16 protein-coding genes are annotated in these 16509 nt (G+C 41.7%); 14 read left to right on the forward strand and 2 right to left on the reverse strand.

Annotation, left to right across the window (positions count from 1 at the left end; translation table 11 throughout):
* The first annotated feature begins 20 nt into the window (after positions 1 to 20).
* From NSQ66_RS13005 to NSQ66_RS13035, 7 genes are all read left to right on the forward strand, one after another.
* Positions 21 to 899, forward strand: coding sequence for a LysR family transcriptional regulator (locus NSQ66_RS13005; protein WP_036686616.1), 879 nt, complete (start codon positions 21 to 23; stop codon positions 897 to 899).
* A gap of 51 nt (positions 900 to 950) precedes the next feature.
* Positions 951 to 2192, forward strand: a complete 1242-nt coding sequence (locus tag NSQ66_RS13010) for a molybdopterin-dependent oxidoreductase (protein ID WP_076141481.1) — start codon at positions 951 to 953, stop codon at positions 2190 to 2192.
* A gap of 151 nt (positions 2193 to 2343) precedes the next feature.
* A complete protein-coding gene (locus NSQ66_RS13015; protein WP_076213045.1) occupies positions 2344 to 3087 on the forward strand; it encodes a hypothetical protein in 744 nt (247 codons plus the stop codon).
* 13 nt (positions 3088 to 3100) lie between these two features.
* Positions 3101 to 4789, forward strand: a complete 1689-nt coding sequence (locus NSQ66_RS13020) for a VWA domain-containing protein (RefSeq protein WP_076141479.1) — start codon at positions 3101 to 3103, stop codon at positions 4787 to 4789.
* Positions 4790 to 4813: 24 nt separating this feature from the next.
* Positions 4814 to 5953 carry a toxic anion resistance protein gene (locus tag NSQ66_RS13025; RefSeq protein WP_036686385.1) on the forward strand — a complete coding sequence of 380 codons (1140 nt, stop codon included), beginning with the start codon at positions 4814 to 4816 and terminating at the stop codon, positions 5951 to 5953.
* A 155-nt stretch (positions 5954 to 6108) separates the two neighbouring features.
* Positions 6109 to 6831 (forward strand): sensor domain-containing protein, encoded by a 723-nt coding sequence (locus tag NSQ66_RS13030; protein WP_051491455.1) that lies wholly within the window; start codon positions 6109 to 6111, stop codon positions 6829 to 6831.
* Between the two features lie 854 nt (positions 6832 to 7685).
* A complete protein-coding gene (locus tag NSQ66_RS13035) occupies positions 7686 to 9077 on the forward strand; it encodes an alpha/beta hydrolase-fold protein (RefSeq protein WP_036686387.1) in 1392 nt (463 codons plus the stop codon).
* A 172-nt stretch (positions 9078 to 9249) separates the two neighbouring features.
* Here the strand turns inward: NSQ66_RS13035 and NSQ66_RS13040 are convergent, their stop codons facing one another.
* Positions 9250 to 9978, reverse strand: a complete 729-nt coding sequence (locus tag NSQ66_RS13040; protein WP_076141478.1) for an SDR family oxidoreductase — start codon at positions 9976 to 9978, stop codon at positions 9250 to 9252.
* Between the two features lie 165 nt (positions 9979 to 10143).
* Between NSQ66_RS13040 and NSQ66_RS13045 the strand changes: the two genes are divergently transcribed.
* From NSQ66_RS13045 to NSQ66_RS13075, 7 genes are all read left to right on the forward strand, one after another.
* A complete protein-coding gene (locus NSQ66_RS13045) occupies positions 10144 to 10482 on the forward strand; it encodes a winged helix-turn-helix transcriptional regulator (protein ID WP_036686390.1) in 339 nt (112 codons plus the stop codon).
* A 27-nt stretch (positions 10483 to 10509) separates the two neighbouring features.
* Positions 10510 to 10962 carry a hypothetical protein gene (locus tag NSQ66_RS13050; protein ID WP_051491456.1) on the forward strand — a complete coding sequence of 151 codons (453 nt, stop codon included), beginning with the start codon at positions 10510 to 10512 and terminating at the stop codon, positions 10960 to 10962.
* Positions 10963 to 11179: 217 nt separating this feature from the next.
* Positions 11180 to 12196, forward strand: coding sequence for an ABC transporter substrate-binding protein (locus NSQ66_RS13055; RefSeq protein WP_036686393.1), 1017 nt, complete (start codon positions 11180 to 11182; stop codon positions 12194 to 12196).
* A gap of 13 nt (positions 12197 to 12209) precedes the next feature.
* Positions 12210 to 13226: an iron ABC transporter permease gene (locus NSQ66_RS13060; protein ID WP_036686394.1), complete on the forward strand. Its 1017-nt coding sequence runs from the start codon at positions 12210 to 12212 to the stop codon at positions 13224 to 13226.
* A 25-nt stretch (positions 13227 to 13251) separates the two neighbouring features.
* Positions 13252 to 14256, forward strand: a complete 1005-nt coding sequence (locus NSQ66_RS13065; RefSeq protein ID WP_076104305.1) for an iron ABC transporter permease — start codon at positions 13252 to 13254, stop codon at positions 14254 to 14256.
* Positions 14257 to 14275: 19 nt separating this feature from the next.
* A complete protein-coding gene (locus NSQ66_RS13070; RefSeq protein ID WP_036686396.1) occupies positions 14276 to 15076 on the forward strand; it encodes an alpha/beta hydrolase-fold protein in 801 nt (266 codons plus the stop codon).
* 11 nt (positions 15077 to 15087) lie between these two features.
* Complete coding sequence (locus NSQ66_RS13075; RefSeq protein ID WP_051491457.1) at positions 15088 to 15840, forward strand: alpha/beta hydrolase-fold protein; 753 nt, start codon at positions 15088 to 15090, stop codon at positions 15838 to 15840.
* Positions 15841 to 15922: 82 nt separating this feature from the next.
* Here NSQ66_RS13075 and NSQ66_RS13080 read toward each other — a convergent pair whose 3' ends face one another.
* The gene (locus tag NSQ66_RS13080; protein ID WP_036686397.1) at positions 15923 to 16459 is read right to left on the reverse strand and encodes an SRPBCC domain-containing protein; all 537 of its coding nucleotides are present in this window, start codon (positions 16457 to 16459) and stop codon (positions 15923 to 15925) included.
* Positions 16460 to 16509 lie beyond the last annotated feature (50 nt).

Consider the following 16509-nt stretch of genomic DNA (forward strand, 5'->3'; position numbering starts at 1 on the left):
GGTGGAGTAATGACGTGGGGATGGACATTAATTTGGAGTGGTATCGCTCTTTTTATTGGGTAGCAAATACAGGGAGCTTAACTGCTGCGGCAGAACGACTCAATATTACACAACCGGCAGTAAGTCACACGATTAAACAATTAGAAGAGAAAATGGGCGGCCCGTTATTTTTTCGCACTTCTCGCGGGGTCGATCTAACAACAGAAGGAAAAGTACTGCTTAGCTTTATTGAGCAAGCCTTTCATCATGTAGACATGGGCGAAAGAGCGATCGCAGATATGAACAATCTGAACAGCGGCGAGATTCATATCGGAGCAAGTGACACCTTATGCAAATATTATCTGTTGCCTTTTTTGGAGCAATTTCACGAACAATTTCCCAATATCCGCATTCATATTACGAATCGTACGACACCAGAAACACTTACGCTTTTAAAAGAAGGGAAAATTGATTTTGGTATCGTCAGCTTGCCGACATCTGATAAACAGATTGATTTTCGCAAAAGTACTCAGCTTCAAGATTGCCTTGTAGGAGGCAAAGGTTTTCGTCATTTGGCGGACAAGACCATGCCGCTTGCAGACATTCAGCAGTATCCGTTGTTATGCTTAGAAGCGGGTGGGAGCACCAGAAAGTATATGGATCAGTTTTTAGCTTCTAATCATCTGACGATTACACCTGAATTTGAACTGGGAAGTGTGGATTTGCTTGTTCAGTTTGCGAAACGTGGTTTTGGCCTTGCTTTTGTTATTCGTGATTACGTAACCGAAGAATTGAAGAAAGGTGAGCTTGTCGAGATTCCTCTGGACCCACCTTTGCCAGAACGTAACATAGGAATTGCTACCCTGCGTGGAGTTCCTCTTACAGCTGCTTCAAAGTCTTTTCTAACATTATTAGAGTAGAATCAGGATAAAGAGCAATTTGAGCATACCTAGTGAAGAGGAGGAAAGGTAATGAATTCTTTACTGGCTCGGCTGCGCAAGGGATACGGGAAAAAGCTTCGGGCGCTTCATACCTGGAATGGCTGGCTGGTTGTGTTGCTCACGCTCACAGGACTTGTACTTGTAGGTGGCTTCTGGCGTGGCTTCTTAGGGGAAGGCAGAGTATGGATCAAAGGGCTTCATATCGTGGTCGGTGTTGTTTCGATTATTCCGGTTATTTATTATTTGCTGCTGGCAGGGAAACATTGGAAACAATTGAAGGAGCGGCCTTGGCAACGTTTTAATGTAATCGTTGTACTTTCATTGCTGCTAGGCTGGTTCGTTTCAGGAGTGCTACTTTGGCAATTCCGCGTGGTGGGTCCACATGTATCGAACGTTGCTCTGGTCGTCCATGACTTATTGACCTGGATAGGCCTTCCTTATATTATTTATCATTCTTTGACTCGGGTAAAATGGCTTAAAGAACCGAGCCGCCGGGTAGTGAAAAGCGGCATTGAGACAGGTAGCCCTTCGAATCATCGGGAAACCCCGCAGCCGGTTTATACACGTAGAGCTTTCATACGCGGATCGATTGGTGTTGGGCTTGCGGTAACTATAGGCCCATCGTTTATAAAATGGCTCGGCAGTTCAATTGGAAATATCGGGGGCAGCGAAACGATTGAAAAGCTGATCGAAAGTGATCGCAATCAGTTGTTGCCTGCACCCCAGCCACTGGCAGCATCCTCACCCCCTCTCGGAGGAGAGGCGCAAGGACAATTCCGTGTTTACACAGTCACTCCGATTCCGGAGTTTACGAACAACAATTGGTCTTTTACGATAGATGGGCTTGTGGAGCAGAATTTCAAGTGGAACTGGGAACAGTTCGTAAAGCTGAAGCGGACCGTTCAGGTGAGTGATTTTCACTGTGTGACAGGCTGGTCAGTCTATAAGAATACCTGGGAAGGCATCAAGCTAAAAGATCTTTTGAGTCAGGCCGGTGTGAAGCCCACAGCTAAGACTGTGAAATTCTATTCGGGTGATGGTGTATACACGGATACGCTCACATTGGAACAAGCCGACATGGATGATGTGCTGGTCGCGGTAATGCATGATGGAAGGCCGATTCCTAGCGATCTCGGCGGTCCTGTACGGTTAATCGTTCCGAAGATGTTCGCGTACAAGTCTGTGAAGTGGCTGAACCGGATTGAGCTGATCGAAGGCGATCATACGGGATATTGGGAGCAACGCGGGTATTCAAATGATGCGTGGGTATAAAATAGTGATCGTTAACCTTAATGGGCTTATTGCCTGTTAAGGTTTTTTTGTTGATTAATTCCTTATTTTTTTAACATATAGCAAAGGAAGAGACGTAATAACAGAAATTGCTCCATACAATAGAAGTGACTGGATGCAGGAGGTGGTTGTGATGAACGGGGTTAGAGCCATAAAGCTGTTGGGACTTATTCTCGGTGTGGTACTACTGAACATTATCGTGTTGTCACCAGGTTTATTAGGGGTGGAAATCGGAGGAACCAGTGTATTTGAAACCGCTTTGGGTGTGACATTGTTGTTTGTTAGTCTACTTGTTGTTCTTTATGGAAGTTATATTTTATTGTTTAAACCTTCATCTATCCCTGCTGTGAAAACACTGAAATCTTATGAGGATTATATAGCCGCGCTTACTCAATACAAAAATGTCAAAGTACTGAAAAAAGACATTGCGCTTGCTCTAGATCAGATATCCCGGATGGAAAAGAAGAGAAGTACCTTGTTAGATGTTTTAGGTCAGAGATTCGAATCCACTGAACTTAGCTTCAAAAAATTTAATGCAGTCAGTTATGAAGTAGCGAAGCTTTTTTACCTGAACATTCGAGGGATTCTGAATAAACTCAGTGTATTTGATGCCTCAGAGTTCACCCTTTTCTCCAGCCGGCATAGACCCTCGCAGTTCTCAGAAAAATTGGTGCAGAAAAAGACAGCTTTGTACAATGAATATTTGGCCTACGTAACAGGGTATCTTGGGGCAAATGAAGAGATTCTGCTGAAGCTGGATAAGCTGCTGCTGGAAATATCGCTACTCGACAGTACAGATTATACAGATGTTGAAGAGATGCCTTGTATGAAGGAAATCGATGAGTTGATCAAGCAGACGAAATTTTATAAGCAATGAAGGGGAGATGTGTATGGCTAATAAAGGAAAAACAGTAGCAGTTTTAGGGACCATTACGGTGGTAGTTTTTGCTCTCGTGTATTTTGGAATCACCTTAACCTCTAATATAGGAAAAACCAAAACCCAGATTTCTTCCGAAGATGCGGGGAAGCAGCTAGAGAAGCTATACAAGAACATAAACGTGACTACGGCTGAGCAAATCAAAGGCCAGATTGACCTGGATCCTGTTGCGATTGGGGATTCATTACCAGATATCTCAAAGTTTCCTGTATCCGTAGACAATACAACAGATAGCTTTGTAGAGATATTCTCTTCTACTGAAAAATCAGGAACAGGTAATGACGGGTGGCTGAATGAAGTTGCTACAGATTTTAACAACTCTAATATTGAGGTGAACGGGAGTCACGTTTCTGTGAAAATCCGTAATATTGCTTCAGGTACAGCGACAGATTACATAAGATCTGGGAAGTATGTGCCAGATGCCTTTACCCCTTCAAATGAGTTGTGGGGCGAAATGGTAAAAGCAAACGGGATGAACACGCAGCTAATCACTAAACGCCTTATAGGTAATGTAGCTGGTATTGTTACCAGTAAGGCGAAATATGATGAACTAATAGAGAAATACGGTTCTTTAAACGTAAAGACGGTTACAGACGCCATAGCAAATAATGAATTATCAATGGGTTATACCGATCCTTTTGCCAGTTCTACGGGTTTGAATTTTCTGGTAACAGCGCTTGGGACGTTTGGCGGTGCAGATTTACTTGGTGAGCAAGCGGTGCAGGGCTTTGAGAAATTCCAAGCAAATGTACCCTTTATCGCCTCAACCACTTTACAGATGCGAGAGGCTGCAAAAACCGGTAAGCTTGATGCTTTTGTCTTAGAATACCAGATCTTTGTGAATGCAACAGATTTGAAAGGGGGGTATGTATTCACTCCTTTTGGTGTAAGACATGACAGCCCGCTTTATGCTTTGGGTGATCTTCCTCAGGAAAAACTCGATATTATTAAGAAGTTTGCTGAGTTTGTTGAACTGGATAAATACCAGGAACTGGGTGAGAAAAAAGGCTTCAATGGTCTTAATGATTACCAATCAGAGCTTAGTACAGTGGATGGTAGTCTCATATCCTCAGCTCAGAAGCTGTGGAAAGAGAAGAAAAATGGTAATAAACCTATCGCCGCAGTATTTGTAGCAGATGTCTCAGGAAGTATGAACGGGGAACCCTTGAACCGTTTAAAGCAATCTTTATTAACAGGCCAGAAGTACTTGGGCAAGGATAACAGCATTGGTTTTGTCTCTTACTCTGATAACGTTACAATCAATCTTCCGATTGGAAAATATGACACGAACCAGCAGTCCATGTTTGTTGGTGCGATTGACAGTCTACAAGCAAATGGGGGGACGGCTACTTTTGACGGGATCGCGGTAGCCATCCACATGCTTCAATCGGAATTACAGCTAAATCCGGATTTAAAGCCGTTGATCTTTGTATTAAGTGATGGGGAGACCAATGCAGGGCATTCCTTGAATGATATCAGAGGTCTGATTGAGACCTACAAAATCCCGATTTACACGATTGGCTACAATGCGAATATCAAGGCGCTTGAGAGTATTTCGAGTATAAATGAAGCGGCCAACATCAATGCAGATACAGAGGATGTAGTCTATAAAATCGGCAACCTGCTCAATGTTCAAATGTAAGCTATATTTTTTAGGAGGGGTTCTATGTCGTTTACTATGGAAGTCGTAAGTCAGGAAAAGCTGAAATCAGTAATTGAGGAGCAGGTCAAACCTGAGCCCGAGGAAGTATCACAACTCAAAGCACTGGCAGTAAACAATGTCTCCGCCATTCTGGATCTGAATTTAGAGTCACTGGATAAGCGAAAAGGGGTGCTGCAATCCATTGATAGCTTCGGTATGGAAACGATGAGATCCTCTTCGGACAAAAACTCCCTGTTGCAGATTTCTGTGGGGAATTTATCAAAAACAGGAGATGAAGGCGGCCAAGTAGCAAAAGGTTTGACTGAGCTTAATCTCCAGCTGAAGGATTTGGATCCCAGTGCAGTAGATTTTGCCAAGACGGGTTTTCTAGGTAAGTTCTTTAATCCATTACGTAGTTATTTTGCTAAATATCAAAAGGCGGATGCTGTGATTTCAGATATTATAATTTCTTTAGATAAGGGTAAGACCGTTTTGAAGAACGACAATACTACGCTGGAATTCGAGCAACAGGCCCTTCGGGAACTCACAAAAAAGCTACAAAAAGAGATTCAGCTCGGCATGTTGATGGATCAGGAGATAGAGACGCAACTGGAAGCGGCTAAGCTGCGTGATGAGGATGAGGAGAAAGTTCGGTTCATTACAGAAGAAGTGCTGTTTCCGTTGCGGCAGCGTGTTATGGATTTGCAACAGATGCTTGTAGTGAATCAACAAGGAATTATGGCCATAGAAGTAGTTATTCGAAATAATAAAGAGCTGATCAGAGGGGTGGACAGAGCTAGAAATGTTACCGTGTCTGCCTTGAAAATATCGGTTACGGTAGCTAGTGCGCTGTATAATCAAAGAATTGTTTTGAAAAAGATCGAACTTCTAAATCAAACCACCGATAGCCTGATCAGCGGTACCTCAAAAATGTTGAAAAACCAAGGGGCGGAAATCCATAAACAGTCGTTAGAATCAAGTATTTCAGTGGATACATTAAAGCAAGCTTTTACAGATGTGCTATCCGCTCTCGATTCCATCAGTACTTATAAGCAGGAAGCTCTCCCCAAAATGCGTGAAACTATTAATCAGTTCAGAGAGCTGGCAGATAATGGCGAACAGCAGATTGTACGGCTGGAAAAGGGAAATAACTTGGGATTGTAGCCTAGCAAAATCATAAAACCGATCAATTATGCGCCTTGAAGGAATAAATCCTAGCCTTTAGTCTGGTATGACTCCAGTCCCAAGACTGTTTTGAGCCTTCTCTTTCCCACGTATAATGAGATTAATTGAAAAACGTGAGAGGAAGGACAATAGAAATGAATGATAAGTTATACTCTATGCCGATGGGAGCTCTTGATTCCATGCATATTCCAGCAGAATCCCAACCCCAATCTAAAACGCGCAAACGTGGAGCAAGTCCAAAGACATATCGGAGTATTTTATACTTCTTAATCTCTTTGCCGCTTACGATTGTATATTTCGTGTTTATGGTGACAGGGCTGACGTTATCCATTGCGTTAACCCCAATATTCATCGGAATTCCTTTGTTTTTTGCAGTAGCTAAGGGATTGGATTACATCGTACAATTTGAGCAAGAGCTGGTCAGATCATTGTTAGATATTCCTAGACCTAGTGAAGAGGCCAGATCGGAAATGCAGCTGGAGGGAGCGGGCTTCCTGCAACGAATGAAGTTAGGTTTTCATGGAGCGAAGTTTGCCCGTAACGTTATGCTGATTATGGGTCGATTCGTATCCAGCATTATATTCTTTTCAATAACAGTAACTGTAGTAGCGGCTGCATTGGGCCTGATTACACTACCTGTGCTGCACCAGATTTTCTTGCAAACCATGGATTTGAACATTTTAGAGAATAGTGTGTTTGCTTTGTTCCAGATCGACTGGACATTATCCCAACAATATATCTCCTATGTAGTAGCTGGATTTGTTGTTGCCTTGTTAGCAAGTTGGGTGATTCGTATGCTTATGGATGTGCAACGTAGAATGCTGTTCGTATCCTACGAGGAAAGACAACAGTACTAATTGGAAAGAAGAGTTTGTCTCAAAACAACAACCCTTTCTGAATCTGAATAAAACACCAGACAGTGATCCTTCAGTTCGTGGAGAATCACTGTCTGGTGTTTTTGGTCTGCGGGGAGGTTTGCTTTTGCAAATGATGAGCTAGTGGAGGTTGTCTGATTGCTTCTTTGATTTTTTCGTCGGGTTGTTGGTGTGGGAAGTAGAAGGAATCTGCGAAATAGCTGTACTTTGTGCAGTTATTTCGAGTGCCAAAAGAATAATCCTGACTTTAACTGCACTTTATACAACTAAAAACTAGAGAATCCACTTATAAGGGAGTAATTTCAGAAAATAGCTGCACGAAATACACTTATATCCAGTGATCGAGCGTTCTGTTTGATTATAGTTGTATGAAATACAATTAAACTCGAACGCTTTTACACATTGCCCCCCCGTCAACTCAACTCTCCATGCATCACTTGTCGCTGGAGTGTAATCGCACAAATTATATAGATTTATATGTTCATTCATAAGCGCGTGTATCAGGTTAGAGATCAGTTAGTCTTCAACAATCATCTCTTTGGGAACTCCAAGCAGGCTTTTCCTATTCCTTTATGCCTTTGAATGATGTTATAAAAATATGCCCTATTCCTGCCTGCTATGGCAATGCTACAAATTGTAGCCCTCACGGAGCGATCCGTAAACCGTTCTTCGGGTTGTTTGGACGTTGTCGGAGTTGGTTTGTATGTCCCAGGATGTACTTGGTTTAGAGCTTACTATAACGCTCCCCCAACTTGTGAAAAAATGTTCATAATCCCATATAAATCCTGTATAATAAGAGTTGTGAAAACGTTTGAACAAAAATCAGGAGGGGTTCTATGCATTCAAATGGATTATTTAGATGGAGGTTTTGGGGATTTGCAGTATTAGTTTTGTTAGCGCTTTCGGGATGTTCCAGTAACGGAAATGTAAATGAAAAAGTTGCTACATCACCAACCCCCAATCCAACGATAAGCAATACTTCTAATGCATCGGAGAACCCAACCAATGTGGGGGCGGCAAAAGGTACTGTGCACATAGAGAATCTAGGTGAGCGGAGAATATTTGTTTATTTACCTGCAGGGTATGAAGCTGACAGTGAGCGTTATCCTGTTGTGTATATGCACGATGGGCAGAATATTTTTAACACAAATACCAGCTCTTTAGGCAAAGAATGGAGAGTTGAGGAGATCATTGATCAGCTTGTTGCTGATGGAACCATGGAGAAGGTTATCGTGATAGGAGTCGCTTCAAGTGATGGATCAGAACGGGGAATGGAGTATGTTCCATTTCCGGATCAGTCTATTCCTTCGGATGGAGCGAGTGCAGCCGAATTTACCCAATATTTTATCAATACAGTTATTCCCTATGTGGATGGCGCTTACCGGACCATTCCCGATCGGGATCACCGGATGATCATGGGATCGTCATTCGGTGCTGTTCAGGCATTATGGATGGGGTATCAGCACCCGGAGACCTTCTCAGCGATAGGGGCTTTATCCCCTGCCACTTGGGTAAGCAATGGGCGTATATTGGATGAGTTGGCGAAAGAGTCCGGGAAGCCTGCATTGAAGATTTGGCTCGACATGGGTGTAACCGAAGGAATGCCAATTGATCCGCTTGTGACGGTACTAAAGTCGAAGGGATTTGTATTAGGGAAGGACCTATTCTTTCAGATGGACCCTTTGGGTACACATGAAGAGAAGTCATGGAATAGACGTGTACATAGTCCATTGATTATGTTCGCCGGGAAAGAGGCTGGACAAACGATCAAGCATGAAGTTAGCGACTATCTGACATTAATCGGACCAGAAGCTATCGACGTGCGTCTTAATTTACTAGTTACTATGGATAATGGGATGGATTTTACAATCCTTGACGGAGTTGAATATCAAGTGTTGAATCCTGAAGTAGGGCAGTTAGACAAGGCAGGTAAGGTGAGCTTCCTGAAGCCGGAATCCTTGAAAGTAAATGTTTCATTTCAAGGTGTTACTGAAGAACATTTAGTTAACTATGAGCATTATGTAAAGGTATTTAAAGTTTATGTGAAATCTCTTGATGTTGACGAGCATGGGGAGGAGTTCTCCATTAATCTGAAGCCCTCTGCTCGGAAATTAAATTCAACTCCTGAGTATATCTCAGCGCTAGTGAGCGCTGCTGAAAAAATCGGTATATATACAATTAAGGAGATTCAGGAGGATTCCATAAGTATAACCTTTAATACGAAGTAGTCATTGGAGTTCATAATCAAATGAGGTTATGCTCCTTATTTGAATTTACTATGATCTTAACTAAGGGAAACGGATCCCCTGGCTGATAATCAAGGAATTCTTCCCTAATTCTTTAAACTAAAAGAAGCTAACTCAATAAGTAGAAATTCTTACTTATTGAGTCAGCTGTTTTTTATCGCAAAATATATCCCCCATCCGGAAATAAAGTACTTCCTGTTGTATAGCCATTGGTCATCAAATAAATCGTTGTATGTGCTGCTTCGTCGGCATGGCCAACCCTGCCAAGGAGATTGATATTCGTATATTCGTCGTAAGCCTTGTCTCTAGTTTCCTGTTCTGCGCCTTCCCAATTAAAGTTGGTATGAATGGTTCCGGGGGAAATGACATTTACCCGAATCGGAGCCAATTCTACTGCTAATGCTTTTCCCAGACTTTCAATCGCGCCGTTACAAGCTGCATAGGAGGCACCGTCTGCAAGTGGACGTTGGCTGAATGCGCCGGACATAAGAACAATGGAGCCTGTAGGGTTGATAAAAGGGATAGCATGCTTTACAGCATTATATTGCGGCCAGAACTTTGCATTAAAGCAATTGTGAGCAACCCCTAAGCTCGAAGTAATCGGTCCTCTAACATAGGAGGCTCCCGGAGTGAACAAATGGTCAAATGCGCCGATTTTTTCAAAGAAAGCTTTCAAGTCCTGTTCATTTTGATTATCTAGTGAATGAATTTCAACAGAATCGAATCCCAGAAGCTGTTGAGCATTCTCTAATTTATCTTGTGAACGCCCAGCGATTATGACAGCTGCGCCTTGTTCAACCGCTTGTTTGGCAGTCGCAAGCCCTATTCCGGAGCTTCCTCCGATAATGACGATACGCTGGTTTTTTAATGAAATAGTGGACATATTTATCTTCTCCGTTCATAGTTAATTGGACTTATTAAGTTCTGTTTTTTATTATTAGCTATAAAATATAACCTGCACAGTACGCACTTTTTTCGTACTAGGTACGATTTTTCGTACTAGCTGGTTCGAACATATAGTTATATAACTATCGAAAGAGGGGATCACATGGATTTGCTGGAGCCGAGATTGACTGGGGTTCTTACAACACTTGAAAAGATCGGTGGAAAGTGGAAGCCGCTCATTTTATTTATTTTATTGATAGATGGCACAAAAAGATTTGGGGAACTTAGACGGATCATCCCTGATGTTTCCCAAGGTACGTTAGCTAAACAATTACGTGAGCTTGAAGAGGATCAGCTTATCGACCGGGTGAGTTATCATGAGCTTCCTTTGAGGGTAGAATATAGTATTTCAGAACATGGAAAATCGCTAATTACAGTGTTGGATAGCATGTGTGGCTGGGGTAGGATGCATAAAGAATATTTGAATAATACAAATAAGTAGAGGGGGGACATTATTATTCATACTATTTTGCAGGAACCAACGGGTCAGACCTACAAGACGCTGGTACAGGTAGCTATGGAAGTATGTGATGAATTTATTCTAGTAAAACGTGATCAGATGGAGTTGGAGCCAGAAGGAGTTGAACTGCTTGAACAGCTGCAACCATTTCTCAAAAAGGTCATAAAAGATGACTATTGGCCGGGGACTCGGCTTATGGGGCATTATGCAGATGTTTATTTTTTTCATTGTTCACCTGAAGCGGTCGATATTCTTTTATCCTATTCCACCAGCTTGTACTCGTGGGTACAGACCAGGCTGCCTGATGATCTTTGTTTTCTAAAACAAGGACAACCGTGGCTAATCAATACAGCCCATGAGAGAGAAAGCAATTTGATCACTGATGTGAATGAGGAACTTAATAGACTAGAGGAGTGCGGATTGTTGTTCCGTGACTTATCTGAGTTTTATAACGTTGATTAAAAATTTAACTCATATTTAGTGCAGAAGAACCCGCATTTGGTGCGGGTTCTTCTGCATGCTCATTAATATTTCTACGCATCTGTTAAACTACAAGATTTCATATATTCAAAGAAAAGTATTGATAATTATTCTCATATGATTTAATATGATAACGATTCTCATTATCATCACTTTGGTTTGAAGAATGATAAATAAAATATAGATGGGGAGATTGAATATGAATCAGAAAAAATATTTATTAGCTGGGGTATCAGCAGTTTTAGCTTTGAGTTTGGCAGCTTGCGGTAACAATGAGAAGGATAAGACAGCTTCAGAAAAAAGCACAAATAATGCTGCAGTAGCAGCAGAAGGAACAGCAAATAACAAAGGAAATGCGGCTCAGGAGGCAGTTGCCACTGAACAAACCGTTACATATTTGGGCAAGGATTATGTCGTGCCTGCAGAGATTAATAATATTGTAGCAGCAAGTCTCGAATCTATGGAGGATGCCGCCATACTGGGAGTGAAACCTGTAGGTGTACTTGCGATAGCTGATGCTATTCCAGGTTATCTGTCAACAGAGCTAGCGGGTGCATCCTTAGTGGGGGATAAATTTGCTCCAAGTAATGAAGCGATCCTGCAGCTGGATCCAGATGTTATCTTAGGGTCTTCCAAGTTTGGGGAAGATGTGGCAGGCGCACTTAATAAAATTCAAACGATGATTCCTTATTCACATATTTCAACGAACTGGAAAGATAACTTGCTCTTATTAGGTCAATTATCCGGTAAGACGGCAGATGCGGAAAAGATTATTAGCGATTATGAATCTAAAGCCGCTGATGCTAAGGCTGAAATCGGAGAAAAGCTGAAAGATCAATCCATTCTAGTCATTCGTATTCGTCAAGGCAGTATGTGTGTATATCCTGCTGGCGTTTATTTGAATCCGGTTATTTATGAAGATCTGGGCGCTGCCATTCCTGAGGTGATCTCCTCTACAGAGGCACAAGCAGAGCTTTCATTAGAAGCTTTGGCGGATATTAATCCGGACTATATTTTCTTGCAGTTTGAGACTAGTGAGAATACTGATAATGCAACAGCACTTGATGATTTGCTCAAGAATCCGATCTTCAAAAGCGTTACTGCTGTCAAAAATAATCATGTGTTTGTAAATGCAATTGATCCGTTGGCACAAGGTGGAACGGCTTGGTCTAAAGTAAGATTCCTGGATTCAGCAATTGAAAACCTGTTGAAGTAAAACCAAAGGTGCGATGAATAAAATGAATACAAAAAATTGGAAAGTTATATTGATCCTATCAACTTCTCCATTATTCATCGTATTAGCAATTGTTGTATCCGTCTTATATGGTGTTAAAGATATTGGAATATTGACAATATGGCAGGCGATTACACACTTCGATGCTAATAATGTGGACCACAACATTATTATGACATCTAGATTTCCGCGTGTAATCGCCGCTTTATTAGTTGGAGCGGCTCTGGCTGTTTCAGGGGCGTTAATGCAGGGGGTTACACGTAACTATCTTGCATCACCATCGATTATGGGAGTAAATGACGGATCGGCATTTGTTATTACGTTGGCTATGGTGTTTTATCCGGGATTATCGAATGTTCAGATGATTATTTTATCCATGGTGGGTTCAGCCATCGGAGCGGGTTTGGTTTTCGGATTTGGTTCCTTGGTCAAAAACGGTTTATCACCAGTCAGGTTAGCTATTATTGGGACTGTAATTGGTACTTTTTTAAGTAGTATCGCCTCAGCAGTAGCGATGTTTTTTCAAGTCTCACAAAATGTTAGCGTTTGGTATAGCTCGAAAATACATACCGTTAATCCAGATATGCTAATATTATCGATTCCTTTTATAATCGTTGGACTGCTCTTGGCGGTTAGTATTTCTAAATCAGTAATGGTTGCTTCCCTAGGGGATGAAACGGCGATTAGCTTGGGTCAACGAACAAAATGGGTGAAAATTGTCAGTATTATATCTGTTATATGTCTGACCGGGACAGCAGTAGCTTTAGTTGGCAAGATAGCCTTTGTGGGCCTAATCATTCCTCATATTACACGTTTTATCGTAGGTATAGACTATCGCTTTATCATTCCTTGCTCAGCGGTGATTGGAGCTGTTTTTTTAGCGTTATGCGATGTCTTAAGCCGTTATATTAACTTTCCGTTTGAGACGCCAATCGGTGTTGTAACAGCCTTTATTGGAATCCCGTTCTTCCTTTATTTAATTCGGGTTAAAGGGGGAGAGCAGCGTGGATAGAAGTAAAATACAGTTTAGCCGCTATATGCTGACACTATTAGTTTTTATCCTGTTAACCCTTGTGGCGGGGTATTTTCATCTTACGAATGGCGTGTTTGATATGTCTGTAATGGATGTGATAAAAACGCTGCTGCGAATAGATCCTAACCCTAAATTTGATCTGGTTATTTTTCAGTTTCGGTTACCACGGATCATTATTGCTTCTTTAGTAGGAATAGGTCTGGGGATGGCGGGAACTGTCATTCAAGGAATTACCCGTAACGGGCTGGCTGATCCAGGGATCCTTGGGATTAATGCAGGCGCTGGAGCTGCCATCGTCGCGTTTATGTTTTTCTTTCAGATGTCGGGAGTTACTTTTTTCAAAGAAAGCTGGTTCTCGATACTAGCCATGCCGCTGTTTGGTTTTGTAGGTGGGCTTGCCGCAGTTGTGATTATCTTTATTTTCTCTTGGCGGAATGGTGCACTCGATATGCAACGCTTGATTTTGACAGGGATCGCGATTAGTAGTGGTTTTGGTGCGTTGTCGTTGTATATTTCTCTGAAAATGAATGCAAGTGATTATGAAATGGCCGCGGTTTGGAGTGTCGGAAGTATTTATAGCGCGAACTGGACTTATATCATTATGATCGCACCTTGGGTGCTTATTTTAGGATTTGTAATGTATCGAAAAAGCTATTTACTCAATTATTTTCAATTGGAGGATTCCAGTACAAAAAGCTTGGGGATCTCGGTAGAAAAAGAAAAGCTGATCTTTCTGTTATGCAGTGTGGGGATTGTAAGTGTTTGTGTATCTGTATCCGGTTCTATAAGTTTTATAGGCTTGATGGCTCCTCATATCGCCAGACGATTAGTAGGAATTAATCACCGCTATATTATGTTATCCAGTGCAGTGGTTGGGATGTTTTTGCTGGTGATCTCAGATTATTTTGCCAAAACAATATTTCAGCCGGCAGAGTTACCCGTGGGTATAGTCGTTTCGATTATTGGTATTCCATATTTCTTATATTTATTAGCCAAGTCAAGAGTGTAGGGGAGAGTGTACAGAAAAAATGACAACACAAGTAGAGCTCGAACACACAGAATCATGGAAACTTGAATCTCAGTATATGGGTTACACGTACGATATAAAGGTTTCTCTTCCCAGAGAAGCAGCACCAGAAAAGGGCTTTCCAGTATATTACATGCTCGATGGTAATTCATATTTTCAATTAGGTCGGGATGTCGTAAAACTGCAGTCAAGAAATGCCCCAAAAACTTTTATTGCACCAGCAATTGTGATTGGAATTGGACATTATGGTACAGATGAAGAGGTCTCTAAAAGAAGATTTTATGATTTCACACCTCCTGCGAGGTTGTATGTATATCCGGATCGATTGAAAAATGCTGACATAGGACCACATGGTGGGGCTGAGAAGTTTTTAGCTTTTTTAGAATTAGAGTTAATGCCAGCAATCAACAAGAAATATAATGTGGATCAGCATAAACAAGCCTTGTTTGGTCACTCTCTCAGCGGTTTATTTGTCCTCTGGACGTTATTCACTCGTGCGAAGCTATTCCAGTATTATTTGGCCTCTAGTCCATCCATTTGGTGGAATGATCATGAAATCCTGACGTATGCGGAGCGGTTCTATAACAATGGTCAAGTGAAGATGACCGATAAACAAAGGTTATTGATTACCGTAGGGAGTGAAGAGTCGTTTATGGTCGATGACGCAGCATTATTATTTTCAAAAATGAATGAATATGCTCTGCGTAATTTAGAGGTTGAGCACTATGTCGCACCCAATGAAAATCACGCTTCTGTAGTGCCAACGATTATGAGTAGAGCGTTTCGAGTGCTGAACTGTTAAGGAGTGGGGATATGACGCAAATGAGGGCAGGCGAGCTTGTGCTTTTTGAACATATAGATCGTCAGATTACCGTGTATTTACCGAAAGAATATCATCTATTTCCGGAGCGGATATTTCCAGCGGTTTTCTTACAGGATGGAGATTTTTTGTTCAAAGAGGCGATTATAGCTATAGAGAAAGATGTGGAAGAGGGAGTAACAGAGCCGGTTATTTTTATCGGGATTGATTCTCAACTGCGGAATGATGAATATACACCTTGGGAAATGCCTGCTCTTTTTAAGGATTGGTCCTTTGGGGGCAAGGGCGATGATTATTTGAATTACGTCTATCAGGATCTTGTACCCTATATCAAAAGCTCCTATCGCATCTCTAACGAGCCGAAGAAATTGGCTTTGGGTGGTGTTTCACTAGGTGGATTAATAAGTCTGTACGCAATGTACAAGACTGAAGCTATTTTTGGAAATTTTATATTCATATCTGCGTCTGTATGGTTTAAAGATTTCATTCATTACATGGAAGCTTCAAGACTAGATAGGGAATGCAGAATTTATATGTATGTTGGTGAACAGGAAGGTATCCACAAGACAAATGTCCAGAAGGACATGGTGCCTAACAGCAAACGTGCTTATGATATTTTAAAAGAGAAGATTGATGAAGCTGATCAGCGTGTGAAGTTTGAGACGGATCCGCTGGGCACGCATAATGACATGTTTTTCCTGCAATATTTTCCGAATAGTATCAGGTTCTTATTTCCTGCAAAATAAACATAATAGGACGAGCGGGAGAGAGTAGCCTTGCTTCGTCCTATTTATCGATGAAAAGGGTCATGGCTAGCACATAGCTGCTCTAGTTATTCTTCTGTAAATTCTCGAGATGGGCATCCAAATTGTCGAAGGTTTGGGAAATCCCCTCTAACATCCCCATATCAATAACTTGTTGCAAGGCTTCCGGAGAAGAGTATTTACCGGTATTCACCAGCTTCGTTTGACCATCCAGGACGATAAAATCTAGTTGGACAAGCGTCTCAGGCAAATCTTTTGAAATATTACCCTCTGCATCTGAGAACCCATCTGTATAAATGACTTGTTCTGGGACTGTAATTTCCTTATACAATGCCTTGCCCCAAGACTCCATACCGTAGAAATCACCTTGATTCTTATCCTCGCACTTCATGCAATAATGCCAAGTACCCCCTGGACGGAAATCGACATTACATACGGGAAGCGTCCAACCTTTTGGACCCCACCAGTGCTTCAAATGCTCAGCCTCAGAAAAAGCTTTGAATACAAGTTCACGTGGAGCTTGGAATACGCGCTCTAATACTAATGTGTTGCCATCAACAATTTTGGATACCACTTGGTTGGACGGGTTAGAATTTGTCATGGGATAGATCCTCCTCAAATTTGTTTGCTTCCTGCCAATTTCAGCCTGAG

Source organism: Paenibacillus sp. FSL H3-0329, from assembly GCF_037963285.1.
Lineage (GTDB): Bacteria > Bacillota > Bacilli > Paenibacillales > Paenibacillaceae > Paenibacillus_AQ > Paenibacillus_AQ odorifer.

Coding starts and splice junctions, on each gene's coding strand:
- NSQ66_RS13030 (WP_051491455.1), top strand. CDS start 6,109: ATGAATGATAAGTTATACTCTATGCCGATGGGAGCTCTTGATTCCATG.
- NSQ66_RS13040 (WP_076141478.1), bottom strand. CDS start 9,978: ATGTCCACTATTTCATTAAAAAACCAGCGTATCGTCATTATCGGAGGA.
- NSQ66_RS13035 (WP_036686387.1), top strand. CDS start 7,686: ATGCATTCAAATGGATTATTTAGATGGAGGTTTTGGGGATTTGCAGTA.
- NSQ66_RS13070 (WP_036686396.1), top strand. CDS start 14,276: ATGACAACACAAGTAGAGCTCGAACACACAGAATCATGGAAACTTGAA.
- NSQ66_RS13065 (WP_076104305.1), top strand. CDS start 13,252: ATGCTGACACTATTAGTTTTTATCCTGTTAACCCTTGTGGCGGGGTAT.
- NSQ66_RS13060 (WP_036686394.1), top strand. CDS start 12,210: ATGAATAAAATGAATACAAAAAATTGGAAAGTTATATTGATCCTATCA.
- NSQ66_RS13075 (WP_051491457.1), top strand. CDS start 15,088: ATGACGCAAATGAGGGCAGGCGAGCTTGTGCTTTTTGAACATATAGAT.
- NSQ66_RS13010 (WP_076141481.1), top strand. CDS start 951: ATGAATTCTTTACTGGCTCGGCTGCGCAAGGGATACGGGAAAAAGCTT.
- NSQ66_RS13015 (WP_076213045.1), top strand. CDS start 2,344: ATGAACGGGGTTAGAGCCATAAAGCTGTTGGGACTTATTCTCGGTGTG.
- NSQ66_RS13025 (WP_036686385.1), top strand. CDS start 4,814: ATGTCGTTTACTATGGAAGTCGTAAGTCAGGAAAAGCTGAAATCAGTA.
- NSQ66_RS13080 (WP_036686397.1), bottom strand. CDS start 16,459: ATGACAAATTCTAACCCGTCCAACCAAGTGGTATCCAAAATTGTTGAT.
- NSQ66_RS13045 (WP_036686390.1), top strand. CDS start 10,144: ATGGATTTGCTGGAGCCGAGATTGACTGGGGTTCTTACAACACTTGAA.
- NSQ66_RS13020 (WP_076141479.1), top strand. CDS start 3,101: ATGGCTAATAAAGGAAAAACAGTAGCAGTTTTAGGGACCATTACGGTG.
- NSQ66_RS13055 (WP_036686393.1), top strand. CDS start 11,180: ATGAATCAGAAAAAATATTTATTAGCTGGGGTATCAGCAGTTTTAGCT.
- NSQ66_RS13005 (WP_036686616.1), top strand. CDS start 21: ATGGACATTAATTTGGAGTGGTATCGCTCTTTTTATTGGGTAGCAAAT.